This window comes from Idiomarina sp. (assembly GCF_048260185.1).
Taxonomy (GTDB): Bacteria; Pseudomonadota; Gammaproteobacteria; order Enterobacterales; family Alteromonadaceae; genus Idiomarina.
Window position 1 is genome coordinate 20,081 of record NZ_JBLXHB010000007.1, and the last position, 20,846, is coordinate 40,926.

At 45.9% G+C, this 20,846-nt stretch carries 23 protein-coding genes; 13 read left to right on the plus strand and 10 right to left on the minus strand.

Annotated features, from left to right (window positions below; all coding sequences use genetic code 11):
* Positions 1–39 precede the first annotated feature (39 nt).
* The 3 genes from ACN0RF_RS12770 (at position 40) to ACN0RF_RS12780 (ending at position 1,478) form a co-directional block, all read left to right on the plus strand.
* On the plus strand, positions 40–408 hold the full coding sequence (locus ACN0RF_RS12770; protein WP_417439320.1) for a hypothetical protein: 369 nt from the start codon (positions 40–42) through the stop codon (positions 406–408).
* Between the two features lie 96 nt (positions 409–504).
* Positions 505–843 (plus strand): P-II family nitrogen regulator, encoded by a 339-nt coding sequence (locus ACN0RF_RS12775; RefSeq protein WP_006956222.1) that lies wholly within the window; start codon positions 505–507, stop codon positions 841–843.
* 209 nt (positions 844–1,052) lie between these two features.
* Positions 1,053–1,478, plus strand: coding sequence for a Tn3 family transposase (locus ACN0RF_RS12780; protein ID WP_417439321.1), 426 nt, complete (start codon positions 1,053–1,055; stop codon positions 1,476–1,478).
* Positions 1,479–1,591: 113 nt separating this feature from the next.
* On the opposite strand, the gene ACN0RF_RS12785 is transcribed toward ACN0RF_RS12780, so the two are convergent.
* Complete coding sequence (locus ACN0RF_RS12785; RefSeq protein ID WP_286822842.1) at positions 1,592–1,888, minus strand: type II toxin-antitoxin system RelE/ParE family toxin; 297 nt, start codon at positions 1,886–1,888, stop codon at positions 1,592–1,594.
* A gap of 15 nt (positions 1,889–1,903) precedes the next feature.
* The gene (locus ACN0RF_RS12790; RefSeq protein WP_417439322.1) at positions 1,904–3,877 is read right to left on the minus strand and encodes an LTA synthase family protein; all 1,974 of its coding nucleotides are present in this window, start codon (positions 3,875–3,877) and stop codon (positions 1,904–1,906) included.
* Between the two features lie 115 nt (positions 3,878–3,992).
* On the opposite strand from ACN0RF_RS12790, the gene ACN0RF_RS12795 reads away from it, so the two are divergent.
* Genes ACN0RF_RS12795 through ACN0RF_RS12815 form a run of 5 tightly spaced genes read left to right on the plus strand, consistent with a single transcriptional unit; the run spans position 3,993 to position 8,653 of the window.
* Complete coding sequence (locus tag ACN0RF_RS12795) at positions 3,993–4,355, plus strand: diacylglycerol kinase (protein WP_417439323.1); 363 nt, start codon at positions 3,993–3,995, stop codon at positions 4,353–4,355.
* Positions 4,343–5,038, plus strand: a complete 696-nt coding sequence (locus tag ACN0RF_RS12800) for a phosphatase PAP2 family protein (RefSeq protein WP_417439324.1) — start codon at positions 4,343–4,345, stop codon at positions 5,036–5,038. The genes ACN0RF_RS12795 and ACN0RF_RS12800 overlap by 13 nt, the downstream gene beginning before the upstream one ends.
* On the plus strand, positions 5,019–6,581 hold the full coding sequence (locus ACN0RF_RS12805; RefSeq protein ID WP_417439325.1) for a phosphoethanolamine transferase: 1,563 nt from the start codon (positions 5,019–5,021) through the stop codon (positions 6,579–6,581). Before ACN0RF_RS12800 ends, ACN0RF_RS12805 begins: the two co-directional genes overlap by 20 nt.
* Positions 6,582–7,247, plus strand: a complete 666-nt coding sequence (locus tag ACN0RF_RS12810) for a response regulator (RefSeq protein WP_417439326.1) — start codon at positions 6,582–6,584, stop codon at positions 7,245–7,247.
* On the plus strand, positions 7,244–8,653 hold the full coding sequence (locus ACN0RF_RS12815) for an ATP-binding protein (protein WP_417439327.1): 1,410 nt from the start codon (positions 7,244–7,246) through the stop codon (positions 8,651–8,653). Before ACN0RF_RS12810 ends, ACN0RF_RS12815 begins: the two co-directional genes overlap by 4 nt.
* Before the next feature lie 481 nt (positions 8,654–9,134).
* On the opposite strand, the gene merA is transcribed toward ACN0RF_RS12815, so the two are convergent.
* Genes merA through merT form a run of 3 tightly spaced genes read right to left on the minus strand, consistent with a single transcriptional unit; the run spans position 9,135 to position 11,257 of the window.
* A complete protein-coding gene (gene merA / locus ACN0RF_RS12820) occupies positions 9,135–10,538 on the minus strand; it encodes a mercury(II) reductase (protein ID WP_011234883.1) in 1,404 nt (467 codons plus the stop codon).
* A gap of 55 nt (positions 10,539–10,593) precedes the next feature.
* Positions 10,594–10,893 carry a mercury resistance system periplasmic binding protein MerP gene (merP, locus tag ACN0RF_RS12825; protein ID WP_114981132.1) on the minus strand — a complete coding sequence of 100 codons (300 nt, stop codon included), beginning with the start codon at positions 10,891–10,893 and terminating at the stop codon, positions 10,594–10,596.
* A gap of 13 nt (positions 10,894–10,906) precedes the next feature.
* A complete protein-coding gene (gene merT, locus ACN0RF_RS12830) occupies positions 10,907–11,257 on the minus strand; it encodes a mercuric ion transporter MerT (protein WP_105307079.1) in 351 nt (116 codons plus the stop codon).
* Between the two features lie 74 nt (positions 11,258–11,331).
* Between merT and merR the strand changes: the two genes are divergently transcribed.
* Positions 11,332–11,775 carry an Hg(II)-responsive transcriptional regulator gene (gene merR, locus ACN0RF_RS12835; protein WP_006956210.1) on the plus strand — a complete coding sequence of 148 codons (444 nt, stop codon included), beginning with the start codon at positions 11,332–11,334 and terminating at the stop codon, positions 11,773–11,775.
* A 48-nt stretch (positions 11,776–11,823) separates the two neighbouring features.
* Here the strand turns inward: merR and ACN0RF_RS12840 are convergent, their stop codons facing one another.
* Genes ACN0RF_RS12840 through ACN0RF_RS12860 form a run of 5 tightly spaced genes read right to left on the minus strand, consistent with a single transcriptional unit; the run spans position 11,824 to position 18,717 of the window.
* Positions 11,824–12,159, minus strand: coding sequence for a YnfA family protein (locus tag ACN0RF_RS12840; RefSeq protein WP_006956209.1), 336 nt, complete (start codon positions 12,157–12,159; stop codon positions 11,824–11,826).
* Positions 12,160–12,161: 2 nt separating this feature from the next.
* Entirely contained in the window at positions 12,162–13,049 is an 888-nt protein-coding gene (locus ACN0RF_RS12845) for a cation diffusion facilitator family transporter (RefSeq protein WP_417439328.1), read from the minus strand.
* A 59-nt stretch (positions 13,050–13,108) separates the two neighbouring features.
* Positions 13,109–16,306, minus strand: a complete 3,198-nt coding sequence (locus ACN0RF_RS12850; protein ID WP_417439329.1) for an efflux RND transporter permease subunit — start codon at positions 16,304–16,306, stop codon at positions 13,109–13,111.
* 11 nt (positions 16,307–16,317) lie between these two features.
* Complete coding sequence (locus tag ACN0RF_RS12855; protein ID WP_417439330.1) at positions 16,318–17,463, minus strand: efflux RND transporter periplasmic adaptor subunit; 1,146 nt, start codon at positions 17,461–17,463, stop codon at positions 16,318–16,320.
* A 3-nt stretch (positions 17,464–17,466) separates the two neighbouring features.
* Complete coding sequence (locus ACN0RF_RS12860; RefSeq protein ID WP_417439331.1) at positions 17,467–18,717, minus strand: TolC family protein; 1,251 nt, start codon at positions 18,715–18,717, stop codon at positions 17,467–17,469.
* A 211-nt stretch (positions 18,718–18,928) separates the two neighbouring features.
* Between ACN0RF_RS12860 and ACN0RF_RS12865 the strand changes: the two genes are divergently transcribed.
* The 4 genes from ACN0RF_RS12865 (at position 18,929) to ACN0RF_RS12880 (ending at position 20,781) form a co-directional block, all read left to right on the plus strand.
* Positions 18,929–19,114 (plus strand): hypothetical protein, encoded by a 186-nt coding sequence (locus tag ACN0RF_RS12865; protein WP_034733748.1) that lies wholly within the window; start codon positions 18,929–18,931, stop codon positions 19,112–19,114.
* Positions 19,115–19,376: 262 nt separating this feature from the next.
* Positions 19,377–19,937 (plus strand): tyrosine-type recombinase/integrase, encoded by a 561-nt coding sequence (locus ACN0RF_RS12870; RefSeq protein ID WP_110014384.1) that lies wholly within the window; start codon positions 19,377–19,379, stop codon positions 19,935–19,937.
* 122 nt (positions 19,938–20,059) lie between these two features.
* Entirely contained in the window at positions 20,060–20,437 is a 378-nt protein-coding gene (locus ACN0RF_RS12875; RefSeq protein WP_110014383.1) for a hypothetical protein, read from the plus strand.
* A 2-nt stretch (positions 20,438–20,439) separates the two neighbouring features.
* A complete protein-coding gene (locus ACN0RF_RS12880) occupies positions 20,440–20,781 on the plus strand; it encodes a LytR/AlgR family response regulator transcription factor (protein WP_417439332.1) in 342 nt (113 codons plus the stop codon).
* The last annotated feature ends 65 nt before the right edge of the window (positions 20,782–20,846 follow it).

Sequence of the window (20,846 nt, forward strand, 5' to 3'; positions counted from 1 at the left end):
TAGTATGCCAATTTATAGTATGGCAATAGGAGCGCACATATGTTTCAAGCAAAATTTTTAGTTGTGCTTATGTTAGGAATAGTGATACAGCTATCCTTCCCAGCCGCTCCTGCTTATAACACTGCTTCCAATGTACAGCACGAAAAAAGTGTTAGCCATATGGATGTTAGCAACGAAAGCAAAGATAACTTTCATTGCGATGAAAGTGAGCAATCTATCATTGACGACTGCTATTGCTGCGTAGCTGATAAATGCTCTATGGATGAAGAGTGTAACTCTGCGAACTCACCTCTAGTATTAATTCCGTTCGACACTTCGATAAACTCTCCTAGCAACTTGCCACATCCCTTGTCCTATGAAGGTGATGTCAAGCAAATGCTCTTCGATATTTACTACCCTCCGAAATAGCACTACTAAATTACAACTCTAAATTTTCTCGAAATTTAAGTAAGTAGGCTAAACACAGTCCATAAGCTATATGCTTTAGGGCTTTTAGGGGGGTATATGAACCTATCTAAAATTACCGCGATTTTTGATCAACTTCGACAAGACTCAGTGGAAGAGGCTCTCATCGGCCGTGGCGTTAGCGGCTTTACGCTGTTTCCTGTGCGAGGACGGGGTTACTACTTCGATAGCTATAACGATGATCACTTAGTTGATCACGTACAGCTTGAAGTTTATGTGAACAGTGATGATGCGCGTGATGTTGCCCTCTTGGTAGTTGAAGCGGCCCATACTGGGGTATCTAACGAAGGATTAGTTTCTATCTCGCCAATCGATGAATTGTTCTGGGTTCACGATAAACGAGCAGCCACTAATAAAGAGCTTTCGTTACAAAGTTAACATCGCGCAAATGTTGACTGAAACGTATTGGTAGTTTTAATAAACAGGACAGTACTGATGTCAAGTAACGATGATAGAGCAGGAGTGCGGGAAATTAACTTAGTAAACAAGAGTTTTAACTTAACATAGAAAAAACTTTGAAGCCTGATTTAAGTCAATCGAGGTTAGATTTCTAGGCGGCGCTATAAGCTGGGAAATCCATTCAGTTGATGTCACGTATTGGGGATATTTATGAGCTGAGTTTATTTCGACCCAACAAAACCTGCTACTACGAGCACATCGATCAATTGTTTGCCGGCAGCATTGATTTTGTCTTGATTGAGCAACTGCTTCCCGGCATGCTGAAAATTATTTTGTCCATAAAACTAGGTCGTACGCCCGCATCGTCTTTGTTACGTCAACTTGGAACGTACAGCCGAAAAAACAAATTGTACTTTACGTTTCGGGAGCTGGGCAAAGTGATCCGTACGCTATTTCTACTGAACTACTTTAATAATGCGGACTTACGGCAGGCCATTCAGTCAGAAACCAGTAAGTCCGAAGAGTTCAACGGTTTCATTAAATGGCTACTCTTCGGTGGTAAAGGTGTGGTCGTACAAAACGTCCGTCATGAGCAGAGCACAATTATCTGTTAGCGAACATGGTCGTGCTTTACAACACGGAGCGTATGACGCGTGTGCTAAAACAGCTAATGGAGGATGGCACCGAAATTACTGCTGACATTAATCTCCTTACCGGACCGCACACATTAGTCGTTTTGGTGATTATATACTGGATATGAACCGGCAAGCACTGCTAGGATGATCGTTTCAAAACCATCGTAACGGTACAGTGCGAGATGGCCACTCTGGCCAAAATCAATGAGCCACTCTCTAAATTCGACGGGCATATCATTCAGAGGGCGGCCATTTTCGGGTTGATGAGCCAAAACAAGGACGTCCTGGTGGATGTTTTTAACGGCCTCGCGGGCAGCTATCAGAGCCTTGTTTCGCAAAGGTACCTTAGAAATCCAGCACTTATGAAAGGAGGTTAGCGCCTCAACCATAGCCGAACGAATATGCTAATTTAGATCCTCCGGCACAAAGTAAGCAAGGTTTTGGTAAAGCCATGAAGGTAAAAGTGCGTGTGCTAAAGCGTCGTTATACAATGTGTCATGTACTTTGCTGCTTCTGACAAAACTGTTTTTATGGAAATCATAGTAACCAGCCATACTTCCGCTTGGCGTTAAAATGATCACAGCGTCGTTAGTCATCCACGCATAGTTATTACCAAATTGCATCATCGCACGATTGGCAAACGGTACATTTTCTGCAGATAGATCCTGCCCTATTGACGGAGTCCAGGAAGAAACACCCGCAAGCGATATAACAGTCGGTAACAAATCAATTTGACTGACTATTGAATCTATTTTCCTGGGTTTAATAGACCCTCCCAAAATAAGCCCGGGTATATGGAATTTATTAATGGGCACTAATTCGTTGCCGTAGACACGCGTATCATGGTCTGCAACAATTAGAAAAATCGTGTCCTCCCAATATTCACTTCTTTTTGCCTTTTTAATGAATTCACCCAGAGCGAAATCTGCGTATTTAACCGCATTTTCAACCGTATTCTTTGACTTCGAATAGAGCTCAATTGCATTGTCCGGAAACTCAAACGGCTCATGATTGGACGATGTAAAAACTAAACTAAAAAAAGGTTGCCCGATTTTTTCCAGTTCCTTAAATCGCTGATGCGCCGTATTAAATAAATCGCCGTCACTAGCCCCCCAACTGCCCACAAATTGTGGGTTAACAATGTCACCTTGCCCCAGTATTGATTGAAATCCGTTGCCGGTAAAAAAGCTCCCCATATTGTCGAAGTGGGTTTCACCACCGTAAATAAACTCGGTAAAATAGCCTTTACGCGACAACAAATCCGCCGCGGTATAAAAGTTTTGCTGCGATAAAGAGAGTTTTACGGTGCTTCTTGCAGGCGTTGGTAAAAAGCTTGAGATGACCGCCTCAATACCGCGAACCGAGCGAGTTCCTGTCGCGTACAACTGCTTAAACCACCAACCTTCCTGTCGTAACTGTTCAAGATTTGGTGTCACACCAACCCCACCTAAATCTTTAACAAAAGTAGCCCCCAGACTCTCCTCCAAAATAACAACAATATTTTTGGGTTTGTTGTAGTTACGGGAGGCGGGATTAAAATGCACTGTTGGGTATTTTTCAGACGGAAAAGTTTTCTCAACTAAGTGAGGTTGTTTTTTCACGGTATTAAGTATCTGATCGATGGGGACTTTACCATACACACTGGCAGCGCTTTCCTCATGACGCATATTATAAATTGCATATTCGACAGAGTAAGCTGAACTAATAACTAAACTATTCACAAGCGCATCAGACGTCACTGCAAAAAAGGCTGGGTTAGCCGGCCGGTGCGCCAGAGTTGAGCGGACACCAGCAAAGACAAGGATCACTAACAACGGCCAGACAACCAGAGAACTGACAACCTTCTTGTTATCAATGGGGGGGGATGTATTCAAGCGGTTCGCTAATTTAGTTAACCCATATAAACAGCCAATCACAACCACGCCGCTTACAAATAACCAGGGTTTAAAACCAGCCCAGAGCATACTAAACACTTCTTTGGGATATTCTAAATATTCAATGAACAAGCGGTTAGGTCGCAAATCGTATTGCATAACAAAGGCTGGCGTTGATATCTCCATAAACGCAATATAGGTAATAGCGATAATCAGCCAGATGCTCTGAAGTTTTTGCCATAGCCCCAAACCCCATCGGTTTAGAAATAACGGCGCCAATAACAATAATGGCAGTGTCAGATATCCCATTTGAACAACGTCAGCCCTCAATCCCATCACCATCAGATAGCCAATATTCGCCGCCTCCGTTACACGATCAAACTGCCAGATAAACAGCAGCAGACGGCTGACACTCAAAATGATTAAGCCAAGCGCAAATCCTACAATCAGCGTCTGATAGTGCGCTAAAGACCGCGCCGCTTTTTTTAGCAAAACATTCCACATTAACAATCCAATCCATTTGTAGTTTTAGTGATGCGATGGATAGTAAAGGGGGAACCTTAAGCTGAACTTAATATTGGTCGTTTAGGATGTATTTTTTATCGTGACAGGACTCATTATGAAACCAGGCAAAACAGGAATAATCCGAATACTTCATGCAACGCGGTATTCCATAAAGGGGCTAAAAGCTGCATGGCTTTTTGAAGCCGCATTTCGGCAAGAAGTGTTACTGTTCATTTTATTAGTGCCTATTTTAGTGCTGGCACCGCTGGCGTTAGCAGAGCGGTTGTTAATGTTTTTGTCTTTGTCCGGCTTACTCATTACTGAGTTGCTTAATTCCGCTGTAGAAGCTGTAGTCGACCGTATCGGCGCAGACTTTCATGAGCTTAGCGCGCGAGCGAAAGATATCGCGTCGGCCGCTGTATTTCTTGCGATCATTCAGTTCATCATCGTTTGGGCAGCACTCTTATGCCAGCTTTGAAGATGACAACAACCAGCCAACGTTGGCTGATTACTCTGGTCATTTTTATTGCGGTGTTAACAACGGCAGAATTATTTGATCTCAAATTTCTATTTGCCAATGCACTCTATCGGCTAGAAGGGGGGCAGTGGTCACTTAAACACCACTTCATTACTGAAACCATTTTTCATGAAGGTGCTCGCAACCTCAATCTCATCGCTGTCATTTCGCTACTGGCCTTAACCTTATTTCAGTTTTTTCCGGGAAAAAATAACGCTCAGCGGCGTCGCTATGTGCTGCTGCTCTTATCTATTTTACTGTCTTTTGGCTTGGTTAATTACCTTAAAGCGACTCTGGGGATGGACTGTCCCTGGGATCTGCGTGTATACGGCGGCACCAAACCCTACTTCAGTTTGTGGTCGTTGAATGACAGCCCCTTTAGCTCAGGACGATGCTTTCCGTCGGGGCATTCGAGTATCGGTTTTGCCTGGATCGGGCTTTATTTTTTCTGGCGTAAAAATCAGCCCGTCCTTGCTAATACATCGGCTGTTTTCTCACTTCTTGTTGGCTTCACTCTCGGCTTTGCACAACAACTGCGTGGCGCCCACTTCTTCGTCGACGATATCACTACAGCCTTTATTTGCTGGAGCATCGCGTTACTCATTTTTCATATAGGTGAGCATCATGAAACGACTGACACTTAATTTTCCAATACTGTTAGTGGTTGTTGCAACTTGGTTAACCTTTACTTACTCAGCGCCTTTATTAAACGCTTTGGAGGCTTATGGTGTCCAATCATTCACACAGTTTAAGTTAATGGCATTCACACTCTGTTTTTATGCTTTTGTGCTGGCCTTAAGCCGGTTTGTTAATGCGTTCAAGCCACTGGCGATTATTTTAATTATGGTGGCTGCGCCGGCCTCATTTTATATGCTGGAATACGGCATTGTTATTGACTCCGACATGCTCATCAATAGCATGGAGACCGACCCAGCAGAGGCCGGAGACCAACTTTCTACCAGTTTTTTTATCACGTTAATGGCATTGGGTATCATCCCTTCGTTATTGCTGATGTACATAAAAATCCCCAAAGCAAGAACACTTACACAGATCAAACAAAGTCTTGTTACAGCAGCCTGCTTCTGTTTTTTAGCGGTCGGTATTGTTTATACAAGTTATGACGACTTTGCCTCCTTATTTCGTAACCATCGGGATGTAAAATATCGGATAGTCCCATTCAATGTCATCTCGGCGAGTGTTTCAGTCATAAGACAAAAACTAGAAAGGCCGGCTCAGTTTACCTCTTTGGGGCAGGACGCGGTGCAAATTAAAACTTCGGCAAAGCCAAAAGTAATGGTTGTCATATTGGGCGAAACAGCGCGTGCAGATCACTTTTCACTGAATGGTTATGAGCGTCCGACAACACCCATGCTTTCCCAGTTAGCAACTTCAGAACCAATCTTGAGCTATAAAGCTGCCATGTCATGCGGCACAGCTACGGCTGTTTCTGTTCCCTGTATGTTCAGTTTTTTAACGGCTGACACTTATTCCAATGCCGCCAGAAATTCCAGTAACGTATTAGATGTTTTAGAAAATGCCGGTATCAAAGCAACCTGGATTGAAAACAACTCCGGGTGCAAGGACGTCTGTAACCGTATTCATACCATTGTGATGGATGAAGATCGGTGCGGAGAAACGGGCTGCTACGACTTTGAGATGCTTGATGACTTGAGCTCCTGGTTACGAAACATCACTCAGGATTCGATTATTGTGCTTCACCAAATGGGTAGTCATGGGCCAGCATATTACAAACGCTCGCCAGAGAAACTCAAACATTTTTTACCAGAGTGCAAAAGCGAGGAATTAACAAACTGCGCAAAAGAAGAAATTATTAATGCGTACGACAACAGTTTATTGATAACTGATCGGCTCGTGAGTCAGGCCATTAGGTTATTGAGGAGTCACAAAGAGCTGGAGAGCAGTATGATGTATGTATCCGACCACGGTGAGTCCCTGGGTGATAACGGTATCTACCTGCATGGTTTACCAAATTGGTTAGCGCCCGAGGAGCAACGACACATCCCTTGGATAATTTGGCCTTCAGAGACATTTGAAATGACGGGGAATAATACAGACGCCAATATTAATCACGATAATTTCTCGCATACTGTATTAGGTTACTTTAATGTAGAAACGTCACTTTATAATGCAAGCCTTGATTTAACCCGTTTAACGAGAGATATGTAAATGCGTCTACTACTCCTTGAAGATGACAAAACCTTGGCAGAAGGTATCATTAAGGGTCTGAATCGTATGGGTTATGTGGTCGAACTCGCTATGAATCTATCGCAAGCGGAAAGTGCCCTTAAAACTGACCAATTCGAACTGGCAATTTTTGATCTTGGCCTGCCTGATGGCAATGCCGTATCCTTGATCAAAAAACTGAGAAAGGCAGGGCAACCCGTTCCTATTGTCGTACTCACCGCCTGGGATGATGTTGATACGAAGGTGCTGGCACTGAATGAGGGCGCCAATGATTACGTAGTAAAGCCGTTTGAGTTACGTGAGTTAGAAGCCCGTGTTCGAGTTCAGGTGCGAAAAGCAAACCTCCAACTCAATGATGTTATAAATTGCGGCGATCTGAGCGTTGATATTGCATCACAACAATGTCGCTTTCAGCGAAAACCTATTAATTTAACCCGGTTAGAATGGATATTACTCAAACAACTCGCGTTGCATGCCGGAAAGATAGTGAGTAAAGAGCAGTTAGAAACTGCATGTTATGGCTGGGATAGCGATAACGAAAGCAATTCGTTAGAGGTCCATATTCACCATTTACGAAAAAAACTGAACCCTAGCCTGATAACTACCATCCGAGGTTTAGGCTATCTGTTAAAAGATGAGTCATCATGAAATTCTGGTCGCTTCGCCGCTCATTGGTTATTGGCATTAACTTAGCTGTAATTGCTGTATTAGCGTTCACAGCCTGGGCTAGCTATCGGGATATTCTGCACGAGTTAGATGAAGTTTTTGATGCGCAACTCGCACAAACCGCAAAGTCGCTGGCAGCATTTTATACACCCTCTCCGGAAACTCAGTCTGTACCTAAAAGGATCCCAATATCAAACTACAATGATACCGGTGAAGATGAGTCCGCTAATGAGAGAGGCCCTAGCGGCCATAAGTACGAATCTAAAATCGGCTATCACATATACAACTCTGAAGGTAAATTGCTGGCCTTAACTAATCAGTTGAAGATACTGCCGCTGAAAAATTTAGACGCTGGCTACCATACGTTAGAAAATGATGCGCAGACATGGTTTATCTTTAGTTATTTTTCGAAATCTAAGGGCATTTGGGTGCGTACCTTTCAACGGGAGGATGTACGCAGTGAGCTCAGTGGTTACTTGGCTACAGAACAGCTGTACCCGCTAGTATTGATGTGGGTACCGATAAGCTTAATAATACTCTTTATTGTTTATCTTGTACTGAAACCGGTTAATCAATTCGCCACTCATTTAAGAGCCAGAGCGTTAAACAACCTGTCACCAATTGAGTCAGAACTGCCCAAAGAGTTGATCCCGATAAAGCAGGCAATTAATAAATTATTACATCAAATTAAGATGTTTTCAGAGAGGGAAAAGCGTTTTATTGCTGATGCGTCACATGAGTTACGGACACCGTTAAGCGCAATTCAAGTACATGCGGAAAATATTATTCACGCTGAATCGCTGGAGGATTCCAAACAGTCCGGTAAAGCCATTTTTAGTGCCGTAGAGCGCATGTCGCATTTAGTTAATCAACTCTTGCGCTTAAATCGGCTGGATAGTTTGGATAAGTCTACTGATTTCTCCGAGATTGAACTCAAAACGCTTGTTTCTACAGCCATCAACGCTCTCCCCAAAAACACGGTCGAGAATTATCAATGGCAAATCGACGCTTCCACAATCAAGATAGCCTGCAATGAAACTTTGATAATAAGCGCGTTGACCAATCTTCTATCCAACGCCATGAAATTTTCACCCGCAGATTCCAAGATACAAATAGACGCGGTTGAAACATCAGAAAGCATTACTATCAAAATAATGGATCAAGGCACCGGAGTACCCACAGAAATGCTTCAGCGAATGGGAGAGCGGTTTTATCGGTTTCAAGGGCATAGTGGAATCGACGGCTCTGGTCTTGGTTTATCCATTACCTCGAAGATAATACAATTGCACGATGGAAAAATATCATTCAACAATATTCATCCAACCGGATTTGCAGTACAAATAGAGCTTCCAAAAAGCACAGTTTTGGAAGCTAAGTTAAATTCATAAGTTAGGCGATAAGAAATAGTTGCCGTCAGGTTGAGTTGTTCGGATCCTGATGATTTAAACTTTACTTCAAGAATAATGTTTAAGTTACCAAGTCGTTAGCTCTAATTTGGCGATTTCTGTACAAATCTCGGCTTACCATCCCTCTCAAATCCACTAAATTTAGCAGTGTCTCTACCAGGTCACTATCAATTCCGTATTGGCGGTGTGCTTCTTTAATAAATAGATCATCAATGTGCATAATACCGTCGTCAATGGTACAAATTTAGGTGCCCGAGCCTTACTGACGGTACTTGCTCGCGAACAGTCTGAAAATTCTCAATGTTTCACGATGTATTGCATGCAATGAACCCGTATCTTTTGTTTTATAAATGTACTACTGCTCTTGGTAGGAGCCAGCCGCTCGTAGTTGCGAACCCTTCTCAAGCGTACTTTTACTGCTTATTGATCTGCCGTTGGTCTTGTCTTCTCCCTATCAATTGTCTCATCCAGCGCAGCAAGATAATTGCTTAACATCTTTAGTGAATGTTTGAGCACATAACTTTAAGCCTTCTACCATCGTAAGGTATGGGAAGAGCTCATCAGCCAACTCATTGACTGTCATTCCTGCTCTTATCGCCATTACAGCAGCTTGAATCAACTCACCAGCTTCTCCTGCGACGACTTGAACACCGAGCAGCCGGCCGCTGCCACTTTCTGCGAGAATTTTTATAAACCCTTGGGTATCGAAGTTAACCAATGCCCGTGGGACATTTTCAAGGCCCAACGTGCGGCTTTCGGTGACGTAACCACCAGTTTTAGCATCAGCTTCTGATAAACCCACCGTGGCGACTTGTGGATCAGTAAAGATAACCTCGGGCATGGCACTGAGATCAAGATGCGCATCACCGCCCGTCATGTTAATAGCGGCTCGGCTGCCGCCTGCGGCGGCGACATAGACAAACTTCGGCTGATTCGTACAGTCGCCTGCCGCATATACTCTTGAGTTAGAGGTTTGCATGCGATCGTTAATCGTTATTGCACCGCGTTCAGTTTGTACACCGATGGTTTTTAAATCGAGGTTTTCCGTATTGGGCGTACGGCCTGTGGCCACGAGCAGTTGTTCTGCTTTTAATGTTCCGGCATTGGTTTTGAGAATGAAGTGTTGTCCGTCGTAACGCACTTCGCTGGCTTCTGTATGCTCAAGCACATTGATGCCTTCGCGATCAAAAACAGTCGCTATTGCTTCACCAATGGCAGGCTCGTCTTGGGATAACACTCGACTGCGGGCCAAAACAGTAACGTCACTACCGAGACGCGCGAAGGCTTGTGCTAACTCAAGAGCAACGACCGAGGCTCCAATAATAAGGAGGCTCTTAGGAATGTCATTTAGCTCTAATGCGCTTGTCGAAGTAAGGTAAGGGGTTTCAGCTAAGCCGGGGATGGGTGGTTGTGCGGGTCGGGCCCCGGTGCCGATAAAAGCACGGTCAAAGTGAACCGTTTGCTCACCGCCATCGCAAAGTGATACGGAAAGAGTTTCATCGTCTATAAAGCGGGCTTCGCCGTTAATAACGGTAATGGCGGAATTCTCTCTAAGAATACTCTGGTATTTGGATTCACGGAGTTCTTCTATCCGAGCCTGTTGTTGCTCGAGGAGAGTTGATCGATTTACCTTAAGAGTATGAGTACTTAAGCCTTTATCAAAAGGGCTTTCTCGCCGCAGTTGGGCGATATGAGCCGCTCGGATCATGATTTTAGACGGGACACAGCCAATATTGACACAAGTTCCGCCAATAGTACCTCTCTCAATGAGCGTCACTCGGGCACCTCCTTCAGTCGCTTTGAGTGCCGCAGCCATCGCACTGCCGCCGCTACCAATGACAGCAATGTGTAAATTGTTACTACTCATAACGGTTACTCCTTGGTCTTTCAGTTTTACAGTAGCTATAAGGTATTGTGATGTTTCATGACTGATTTTTTGCCGCCGTTGCTTTCAGTGTTGATGGGTATCCTGCATTTGTCGTTGCTTCAGTAAGCTCCTTAACTGACGTTTTTTCGTCGTCGAATGTCACTGTTGCATCCCGCTCTTCAAAACGGACATCGACGGCGCTCACACCTGCGACTTCACCGAGTGCAGCTTTGACAGTAATTGGGCAGGTGACGCATGTCATACCGTGTACTGATAGCGTGACGGTTTTCTCAGCCGCCAATGCGGGCATACTAAACAGTAAAAATAAAATGGTTGTTATCATTGCTTTTTTCATTGTGTATTGCCTCCTAGTAAAAGAAAGGAACAACATAGGGGTAAGCCAGTGCTGTTAAAGTAAGTACCGCAACGAGCCAAAACATCACTTTGTAGCTCTTACGAGCATTTGGCGTTGCGCAGGTGTCATCAGGGTTGCAGTCATCAGCACGCCGGTATATTCGACGCCAGGCAAAGAATATGGCAATCAATGCAATGGCAATAAAAATGGGTCGATAAGGCTCAAGTGCTGTGAGGCTCCCAATCCAGGCCCCGGATACACCGAGTGCAAGTAATATGAGGGGACCCAGACAACACGCAGATGCCAGAGTCGCTGCGATCCCTCCCGCGAGAAGAGAGCCCCGACCAGATTTTGAATTTGACATAATAGTAACTCCTTCGGGCATTTTGCTTTAATGTGTTAATCTTAGACCCGTACCTCACTACGGAAGCAATAGCTATGTTAAAAAAACGCAACGTAATGACAATTGGCACGCTGGCCAAAACAGCCGGCGTGGGCGTGGAAACGGTGCGCTATTATCAGCGCCGAGGGCTAATGAGCGAGCCGGAAAAGCCGTATGGGGGAATTCGACATTACGACGAACAAGCGCTTGCTCGGCTTCATTTTATTCGCGCGTCTCAATGGCTTGGATTTAGTCTGGATGAAATTGGTGAGCTATTAACTCTGCAAGATGGCGCTCATTGCGATGAAGCACGGGAGCTTGGAGAGCAAAAGCTCACCAGTGTTCGTCGAAAGATATCGCACTTACAGCAAATTGAACAAGCGCTGAATGAGTTGGTGCAAAAATGCAGCGCCGGACACGGAGATGTCTATTGTCCACTGATGGCGTCGCTTAATGATGGGGTTGAGGACGCTACGACGGACAAACATAAGGTGCGCTAGTCTGTGTAAAACTTTTGAGTGGAGTTCTTTAACTGAATTGCTTTATAGCTAACGCCAGCCATACACAAGAATCCCCATACCGGTTAGCACAAACGTCGTGCCAATCAGGTCGAAATTGGATAGTGGCGATTTATCGACAATTCGCAGCCAGACTATGGCAGTTAACACGTAAATACCACCATAAGCTGCGTAGACCCGCCCGCTTTCCGCTGGATGAAGTGTTAATAAGTAAGCAAATAAAGCTAAGCTTATTGCTGCCGGAATGAGCAACCAAACGGAATGGCCCTCTTTGAGCCATAGGTAGGGTAAATAGCAACCGACAATTTCGGCAATTGCGGTTGCAATAAATAACCCGAGCGTTTTCAATAAAAATAATGCACTCATTATCAGTTGTCCCTACACGCTTCATCAGGATCTTCTAGTTCTACCGTTGTATGGCTTAAAGCATAGGGCGCAAGGACGTTATCGATGTGCTGTTTTAAGTCGCTACGGGCCTCGATATCAAGATTTTCAGTTAACATCAAATGAACGGTTAATACATGCTCCTCGCCGTCTAGTGACCAAAAATGCAAATGGTGTAGGTCAGCAACATGAGGTAGCTCCAGTAAAGCGTCAGCGACTTGTCTGTAGGTTTTTTTGTCCGGAGTTGCTTGTATGAAGAGTTTCAGCGTTGCCCACAGGTTGCGCAGCACATTCACTAAAATAAATAGAGTAAAGCCAATCGACAATATAGGGTCGAGAATTGGCCAGTCTACGAACAACAAAACAATACCAACGATAAGTACAGCAACCCAGCCGAGAACATCCTCCAGCAAGTGCCAGTTAATAACGCGTTCGTTTAACGTTTTGCCCTCTGACAATTTGTAAGCGGCAAATCCATTAACTGTAATGCCAACGACGGCTAAAGCGATCATGCCATCAGCGATGGGCATTTGAGGGTTCCAGAGTCTGGGAATCGCTTCCACAAGTACCCAGGCAGAGCCTGCGATTAAAACAACGGCATTAATAAATGCACCGGCAAGATTGAGTCGCTTATAACCGTAGGTAAAGTGTTGGTTAGCCTGTTTTTTGCCCAGCTTATTAAGTACCCACGCCAGGCCAAGCGACAAGCTATCGCCAAGATCATGAACGGCATCAGCTAAAATGGCGGTACTGTTGGTAAGAAAGCCACCAATAAACTCGATAATGGTGAAAACAAAGTTAAGAACAAATGCCCACCCTAATCGGTTGGACGGCATGTCCTTTGAGTGATCATGGTTATGGTGATGCCCCATAATACGTTCCTCTTTGTAGTAGAAGGGGCGGCAATAACCGCCCCCTTAAGTGCTGAACCCTAACGGCTCAGATCCTTAATTTTTTGTTTCGAAAACCAAGGATAGAGCACGGGTAAGATAACCAATGTCAGCAGAGTGGCTGATACCAAACCACCGACAATGACGGAAGCCAGTGGGCGTTGAATTTCAGCGCCTGCGCCGGTTGCAAACAGCATGGGAATGAGTCCTAACGCTGAGGTTATTGCCGTCATTAATACCGGGCGTAGTCGCGACCATGCGCCATCAAACACGGCATCATTAACTGCATGCCCATCGGTTATTCTCTGGTTTATACTTTCGACCAGAACCACACCGTTTAGTACCGCCACACCAAACAGTGTGATGAAACCCACGGCGCTGGGCACCGATAAGTACTGCCCTGACACATAGAGTGCCACAATACCACCGATGACTGCCAACGGTACATTCACCAAAATCAACATGGCTTGACCCATGGTGCCGAAAGCAAAATAAAGCAGCAGGGCGATGAGTGCCAGCGATATGGGAACGACAATGGACAAGCGCTCCTGTGCTCGTTGTTGACTTTCGAACTGGCCACCAATGTCGACTGAGTAACCGGTTGGTAAATCCACCTTCTCGTCAATCGCCTTCCGAATATCGGCAACCACGCTGCCCATGTCACGACCCTGAACGTTCGATTGAATCACAACGCGACGCTGTACGTCATCACGACGGATTTGCGGTGGTCCTGATTCAATTGCGACGTGGGCGACTCCGCCTAAGGTTACCCAGGCCCCTGAGGGAGTTAACAGGCGTAACGAACGAATAGACTCCGGCGTATCGCGGAATTGCTTGGCCAGCCGCACGTAAATATCATAGCGCTCATTACCGCGAATGATCTGGCCTGCCGAAGCGCCACCCAAGCCATTGTCGACAACGCTCAGTACATCGGTGACATTTAAGCCGTAGCGTGAGAGTTGTTGGCGTTTCGGCGAAACCACGAGTTGTGCTTCACCTTTTATTTGCTCCATCGCTACAGCAACCGCCCCGTCAACTTGCTTGACGGCACCTTCTATTTCCTGGCCTTTACGGGCCAACACGTCAAGCTCGGGTCCAAATAGTTTGATGGCTAGCTGCGATTTTACACCTGAGAGCAGTTCATCAACCCGTGTTGCAATAGGTTGTGAAAAATTAAACAACAAGCCTGGGTGAGCATCGAGTTTTGCCTCCATTTTTTCTTGTAAGGCGTAGCGATCGGATGCCGTTGTCCATTCAGACTGCGGCTTAAGACCCACATATATCTCGATGTTGCTGATAGGCTCTGGATCGCCGCCCACTTCAGCTCGTCCAATGCGGCTGAGTGCGTAGGTGGTTTCCGGGAACGACATCAGGATTTTTTCAAGCTTCGGAGCCACCTCTAAGGCCGTTTCAAGGTTAGAGGAGGGGGCTAATGTCACGCGAATATTAATCGTGCCTTCTTCCAATTCGGGCGCAAATTCTGTGCCGAGACGAGGCACTAACACCAAAGCGCCGACAAACAGCACACCGGCCAGGGTAATAACAGCCTTTTTACTGCGTAACGCCACCGATAATAGTCTTTTATAACCATTATCTAGTGGTTTAAGCAGTTTATTTTCACGAGGCTTAATACCCCGACTGAAAAAGTAACTGGCTAATGCCGGTACAACCATGATGGCCACAAAAACCGCGGAGATAATGGCCAACATAATACTGATAGCCATGGGCTCAAATAATTTAGCTTCAACACCCTGAAAACTAAACAGTGGCATAAAGACCACCAAGATAATCATGGCGGCAAAGAATACCGGTCGTGCCACTTCGTTCGCCGCTTCCTTAACTCGCAGCTTGATACCATGGCTATCGAGTTTGGCTGCCTGAGGATCTGGGTCGCGGTGCTCTGTGCGTTGCTCGGCGTCGTCTTGGTGTTCACTATCCGGACGACTTAAGTGCTTAAAGATGTTTTCAACCATCACCACGGAGCCGTCGACCAGCATACCAATGGCAACAGCAATCCCGCCCAGCGACATCAGGTTAGCTGACATGCCCATCGCGGACATTACCATCAGGGCAATGGCGATAGAAACGGGAATGGACAGTAACACTAAAAAAGTAGCGCGTATGTTGAGCAAAAACAGTGCTAATACTGCGATAATAAAGACAAAGGCAATGAGCAGTGAATACGCGACCGTAGATACGGCTTTTTGTATTAAATCGGCCTGATCATAATACGGCTCAAAGGTGACACCCTCGGGTAATGCTTGCTGAATAAGCGGAATGCGCTTTTTAATACCGTCGATGGTGGCTTTGGTATTCGAGCCCATGCGTTTGAGCACAATACCCGACACCACTTCGCCCAGCTGGTTGACCTCGCCGTCGACTTTACGCGACATTGAGACCGCTCCCTGGCGAATTTCACTGCCGATTTCGACGTCGGCAACCTGGCCCAGTGTTACGGAAACGCCGTCAACGGTTTTGAGCGGTATTTGTCGTATTTGTTGCAGGCCTTTTTTACCGCTATCCAACCAGCCGGTGCCGCGAATAACCAACTGCTCCTGACCGCGGGGCATATACCAACCACCAACGTTACCGTTATTCTTGTTGACCGCGCTCATCACATCTTGCTGTGTGAGTTCGTAAGACAGTAACTTCGCGGGATTTAGGTTAACCTGATATTGCTTAACCTTACCGCCAAAGGACAAGACTTCGGTAATTCCCTCAACGGGCATTAGTAGCAGTTTAACCACATAGTCGTTAAGACTGCGTAGCTCCATACTGCTGACACCGGAGCCCGGTTCGGCAAGTAGCAGATACTGATAAACCTGGCCGAGGCCGGAAGAGTTAGGACCCATTTCGGGTGTACCTACGCCTTCGGGTATCAACTCCTTTGCCGCCTGCAGTCGTTCAAACACCAGTTGCCGGGCAAAGTAGATATCGACACTCTCGTCAAACACTACGGTAATGCCCGATAAACCTGTTTTTGAGATTGACCGAACCTCTTTGACGTCGGGCAGAGCATACATCACCGACTCTATCGGATAGGTAATCAGCTGCTCGACTTCGGTCGCTGCTAACCCGGGGGCCTCCGTATTTACCGTTACCTGAACGTTGGTAACATCGGGGAAGGCATCCAGATTAAGTTTGGGAATAACAAAAAATGACGCAATGCTGATGCTGAATAAAGCCAATACCAATAACAGGCGATTAGCGACAGCAAACTGAATAATGCGCTGAAACATACAACCTCCTGTTAGTGGTTATGTGGGTCAAAACCGCCTTTAGCGATTTGTGAGCGAACGAAAAACGCGCTGTTGTCTACGTATTCTGTGCCTTCCTTAACGCCTCGAATAACTTTCCACGGACCCTTTTCATCAACCAACTCGACTTTCTTCGGTTCAAATTTTCCGGGTTCGTGCTCAATGAATATCTGCCAGTCACCATCAGGTGCCCGCATCAAGGCAGAGTCCTTAACTGCAAGCACTGGTCTATCCGATTTGACTGAGAAATAAACATCCGCAAATAAACCGGGGTGTAATTGGTCCTTTTTGTTATTTACCGCAAGTCGTACCGTTCGGGTGCGAGTTTTATGGTCTATTGTGTGGCCTTCCTGAATGATTTTTGCCGCAAAGCGGTGATTGTCGACACTCACTGCAACAGGATCACCAAACTGCACATTAAGGTCAGCTGAGCCTGGTAGCCGAGCATTAATCCACAAGGTTTCTTCTTGCAGAACTTCAACCAAGTGGTTACCGGCATTGACTTGCTGGCCCTGCTTGAATTTATCGCTAACCACAATTCCGCCAATTTCTGAGGTCAGTTGGTATTCGCCGATAGGGTAATTAGCTTTACTTAAACGCTTAATATCACTGACCGACATACCAAATGCTTTGAGTTGCGCTTGCGCTGAGGTAAAGGCATTTTTCGCTTCGACAAAGCGTTTTTCACCCACCGTTGACTCACCGAGTGACTGCACGCGTTGCCATTCGTTAAGTGTGACTAAATACTGACTTTGCGCCTCTGCCATAGTTGCGCTGAAGAGTGTGGCTAGTGGTTCACCTTTTTCGACGTGATCGCCAATACTGACAAAACGTTTGAGTACGGTCGAATCGATGCGCGGACTCACGATGTAGCTGTTAAAGTCGTTAGCAACCACCTCGCCCGGGGCATAAACGGGGTATTCAATGACTTGAGTTTGCAAGGTTCGCGTGGTGATATCTGCCATGGACAGCTGCTTGCTGGATAGCTCCACGCCTGCACTTTCCTTATGTTCACCTTGCTCGTGTTTGCCTTCTTCCTTGTGGGTACCTTCTTTTTCGTCGTGTCCGTGTTCATCCTGCGCCATAACCGAAAAGCTCAGCGCAAGTGCTATTGCTGCGTATAAAGGTTTTACTGACATCGTTTACTCTCCAATCTCTGCGTTTGTTTGCTGGCTTAACGGCGATAACGTCAGCGCTTTACTGAGTTCGTCCGAACGGTACAACCATTCAATGGCGGCCAACCGATATTGTGTTTGCAGCGCTATACCTGCAAATTGACTATCGAGCTGCTGTTGCATGGCGGTGAGATAGTCTGTGGTGGATAAGTCTCCGGCGAGCCAGGACTGTTCAATCACCTGCATCGACTCATCCTGCCGAGACTGGAAGTCTCTTTGCCAGCTTTGCCATTGTTTTTTAACAAAGCGGTAGTTGTTAAGGGACGACTTCAGTGCTGCTTGCCATTGTTGGCGTAGCGCAATCAAACGCTTTTCTTCAGCAACAGCTTCGCTATTGGCTGCGCGTACTGCATCGCTGTAGTTATTGCGAATCTGTAGTGGAATACTGAATGATAAGCCAACTACGGTTTCGTTATCGCTCTCGCCTGCTTCGACGCCTACGGTTGGGTTGGCGGTGGTTAACGAGCGTTTCCAGTCGACATCGGCGCGCTTTAATTGCCATTGCAAGTAAGCGGCTTTTAACGCTGGATGTTGTTGCCAACGAGCCGTTAACGCAGGTTCAACGTTAAATAGCTCCTCATTAATGGAGAATTGAGCGACATCAGATGTTGTTAGCAGAGCGTTTAACTCTGCTTCAGCGGATTGCAGTTGTTGATAGGCCGCTGCCGTTTGTTGCAGTTGCCGACTTAGCGCGAGTACCGTCAGCTGTTCGTCGACGGCACCTAAGTCACCGGCTTTACGTCGTTCGGCAACCAGGCTTATCGCCTGTTTAACGATTTCCTCTTGCTGCTCAGCAAGTGCGTAACGCTGTTTTGCACCAAGCCATTGCACATAGGTATTCAGCAGCGTTTTAGCATGCGATGTCGCCGACTGGCGATAAATACTCATTGCCATAGCGGTCATTGCGTCACTCTGACTGGCACGTGCTTCATTGCGAGTGCTCCAGTCCAGTGTTTGGCTTAGACCAACAGCGTAATTATTTATGTCACCCTCACGCTCTAAGCGTGATGATAAGCTAGGGTTGTACAAAGGCTGCTTTAATTGCTTGCCCTGTTGAATGAGTGCTTCAGCCTGCTGTTGAGCGGCTTCAACACTGGGGTGTTGCTGCACAGTTTGTTGCCATTGCTCGGGCAACTGTTGTGCATTGGCGTAGCTTGAGCTTATTGCCAGACTTACGGCAACAAACAAGCGTTTGCTATGTGTCGAAAACGGACCCATAGATAGACTCCTCAGTCATATTACTGCGTAAAATAATGATTTTTTTGCGCTGCTATAGCAGCTTATTAGACAGTTATGAGGAGATGGGTGGCCGGAACAGTGGTGATGATAGTGGATTAGTGTAGAACTGGGTGTACCCAGGGCGCATTGTTCCCATTCGTGGTAACGCGAGAGTTTTTTCAGTCTTCATCGCATATAGATGAAACGAGCCATGGCAGTGACAGCAGTGATGGCAGTCAAAGCTGATTTCTCCACTTTTAGGGAGATTGCGCTTATCGATGTGGGATTCGTCATGCTCAAAATTGAGGTGTTGCTCAGAAGAGGACTGGTGAGATTGATGCACATCAGCAACCGCCTGACTGATTTGAGTCAGAACAGCAACAAGCACCAGTATTAAAAATCCTAGTCTAAGCATCATTACCTACGGTTTAAAAAGGCGTCACTACGGTACATTAATTAAAAGTCGTTCTCAATCAAAGCTTGAACTTCCCATAATTTAAAAGATATATCATCAAAAAGAGTGGTTCTGTTTTGATTACTACTAAGTTCCTAAAATAAGGAAATGGGAACAAGCAAACCCACTAAAAACGGGCTATTTCCCCCTTTATACCCTCTTAAGTACTCAAAATCACGTTTTACAGCAAAAAAGGAACTTGATCATGGCCGAAGTACAAGCGGTTAAAGATCTGGATACCGTGAAGCTCATTAGCTACCTTCTCAAACGAACCTACGGTCAGCAAATTGCCGACGTCTGGGATATCGGCTTGAACCTGGCGTTACGGATTTCAGATTTACTGTCTATCAAGTTTGAAAACATAAACGATGAGCGTCTGACCCTGGTTGAAGGGAAGACGTCGAAACAAGCAACGATTAAATTGAACGACAAAGCACGGTCGATTATTGCTCGCATTAAAGAGGAGCATCCAGATCATACTTACCTATTTCAATCCTATCGAAACCAATGGTCTAAAGGCTTGGACGAGGCCCCGATTAGCCGCCGTTACGTTTCGCGGGCGTTCGCGGCGATTGGAGAGGAGGTTGGCATTAAACTTGGAACTCATTCAATGCGAAAGACCCGAGGCTATCACCTTTATAAGAACACAAACGACATCGCCAGGGTAATGAAGATGCTACGTCATAGCTCTGAGGCTGTGACGCTGCGTTATATTGGCATTACTCAGGAGGATGTTGACCGTGACTTTGCTGAATTAGAGCTATAGGGGCTGAGGGCCCCTATTTTTTGTGTCGTCCATCCGAAGTACCAATCAAGCGAGATTAAAACCTATATCACCTAATGGCAGTTACGGCTGCAGTTAATTAACTGTCAATTAGGAGAACATTTATGTCGAATGTAACGGTGGTTCATACCAAGTCGGAACTAGAGCTAGCCATCGAAAGGCGGGATAAAACAATTGCTGTAAAAAGCGCGTCACTGGCTGATGATGTGAAAACGGTTAAGTCAGCCTCATCTGGAGCTTTTGCTTTAGCTATTGGCTCTGCGGGCGTCTTTGCTACCAATTTCTGGAATCCGCTGGGCTGGGGCTCAGGTATTATCGGAACGCTATCTACAGGGTCGCTGATCACTGCAATTATCGCGATTGGTCTCAGCTCGACATTGCTATTCGCTATCTACAACGATTACTCGATTAAGGGGCGAACATCGATTCAGCTGGCTGGTGGTAACAGCATTGATGCGGATTTGGTCATGGAGAGGGACTAACTATGGCTAGCATGAAACGAAACATTATTGGCGTTAAAACGCGACCAGGTGAGGTTCGTTTTGTTGCTGTTGCGTCGATTGAACGTGTGGAAGCGTTTGGTAATTACGTAAAGATCTACTTTGGCAACGAGCGAGTGCTGCATAGAGCAACGCTATCGGATATGGAAGAAATACTGGATGATAGATTCATTCGAATCCACCGAAGCCATATTGTACAACGCGAGCACCTTCGAAAGCTATTATCAGAGCTAGGTCGATACCAAGAGGTCGAGTTAGCTGACGAAACAGTGCTTCCGCTTGGTGGCAACTATAAGCGCCAGCTAATGCTCGAACTTGGTTTGTAGTAAGTTAGCTCAGGGTGCGTCGACCCTGGGCTTATTTTTTGTTTTCGATGCCTGTTTTGCTTTTC

Bases quoted from the DNA above. Each gene is read 5' to 3' on its own strand.
- ACN0RF_RS12770 (WP_417439320.1), top strand. From the start codon at position 40: ATGTTTCAAGCAAAATTTTTAGTTGTGCTTATGTTAGGAATAGTGATA.
- ACN0RF_RS12775 (WP_006956222.1), top strand. From the start codon at position 505: ATGAACCTATCTAAAATTACCGCGATTTTTGATCAACTTCGACAAGAC.
- ACN0RF_RS12780 (WP_417439321.1), top strand. From the start codon at position 1,053: ATGTCACGTATTGGGGATATTTATGAGCTGAGTTTATTTCGACCCAAC.
- ACN0RF_RS12785 (WP_286822842.1), bottom strand. From the start codon at position 1,888: ATGGTTGAGGCGCTAACCTCCTTTCATAAGTGCTGGATTTCTAAGGTA.
- ACN0RF_RS12790 (WP_417439322.1), bottom strand. From the start codon at position 3,877: ATGTGGAATGTTTTGCTAAAAAAAGCGGCGCGGTCTTTAGCGCACTAT.
- ACN0RF_RS12795 (WP_417439323.1), top strand. From the start codon at position 3,993: ATGAAACCAGGCAAAACAGGAATAATCCGAATACTTCATGCAACGCGG.
- ACN0RF_RS12800 (WP_417439324.1), top strand. From the start codon at position 4,343: ATGCCAGCTTTGAAGATGACAACAACCAGCCAACGTTGGCTGATTACT.
- ACN0RF_RS12805 (WP_417439325.1), top strand. From the start codon at position 5,019: ATGAAACGACTGACACTTAATTTTCCAATACTGTTAGTGGTTGTTGCA.
- ACN0RF_RS12810 (WP_417439326.1), top strand. From the start codon at position 6,582: ATGCGTCTACTACTCCTTGAAGATGACAAAACCTTGGCAGAAGGTATC.
- ACN0RF_RS12815 (WP_417439327.1), top strand. From the start codon at position 7,244: ATGAAATTCTGGTCGCTTCGCCGCTCATTGGTTATTGGCATTAACTTA.
- merA (WP_011234883.1), bottom strand. From the start codon at position 10,538: ATGAGTAGTAACAATTTACACATTGCTGTCATTGGTAGCGGCGGCAGT.
- merP (WP_114981132.1), bottom strand. From the start codon at position 10,893: ATGAAAAAAGCAATGATAACAACCATTTTATTTTTACTGTTTAGTATG.
- merT (WP_105307079.1), bottom strand. From the start codon at position 11,257: ATGTCAAATTCAAAATCTGGTCGGGGCTCTCTTCTCGCGGGAGGGATC.
- merR (WP_006956210.1), top strand. From the start codon at position 11,332: ATGTTAAAAAAACGCAACGTAATGACAATTGGCACGCTGGCCAAAACA.
- ACN0RF_RS12840 (WP_006956209.1), bottom strand. From the start codon at position 12,159: ATGAGTGCATTATTTTTATTGAAAACGCTCGGGTTATTTATTGCAACC.
- ACN0RF_RS12845 (WP_417439328.1), bottom strand. From the start codon at position 13,049: ATGGGGCATCACCATAACCATGATCACTCAAAGGACATGCCGTCCAAC.
- ACN0RF_RS12850 (WP_417439329.1), bottom strand. From the start codon at position 16,306: ATGTTTCAGCGCATTATTCAGTTTGCTGTCGCTAATCGCCTGTTATTG.
- ACN0RF_RS12855 (WP_417439330.1), bottom strand. From the start codon at position 17,463: ATGTCAGTAAAACCTTTATACGCAGCAATAGCACTTGCGCTGAGCTTT.
- ACN0RF_RS12860 (WP_417439331.1), bottom strand. From the start codon at position 18,717: ATGGGTCCGTTTTCGACACATAGCAAACGCTTGTTTGTTGCCGTAAGT.
- ACN0RF_RS12865 (WP_034733748.1), top strand. From the start codon at position 18,929: ATGGCAGTGACAGCAGTGATGGCAGTCAAAGCTGATTTCTCCACTTTT.
- ACN0RF_RS12870 (WP_110014384.1), top strand. From the start codon at position 19,377: ATGGCCGAAGTACAAGCGGTTAAAGATCTGGATACCGTGAAGCTCATT.
- ACN0RF_RS12875 (WP_110014383.1), top strand. From the start codon at position 20,060: ATGTCGAATGTAACGGTGGTTCATACCAAGTCGGAACTAGAGCTAGCC.
- ACN0RF_RS12880 (WP_417439332.1), top strand. From the start codon at position 20,440: ATGGCTAGCATGAAACGAAACATTATTGGCGTTAAAACGCGACCAGGT.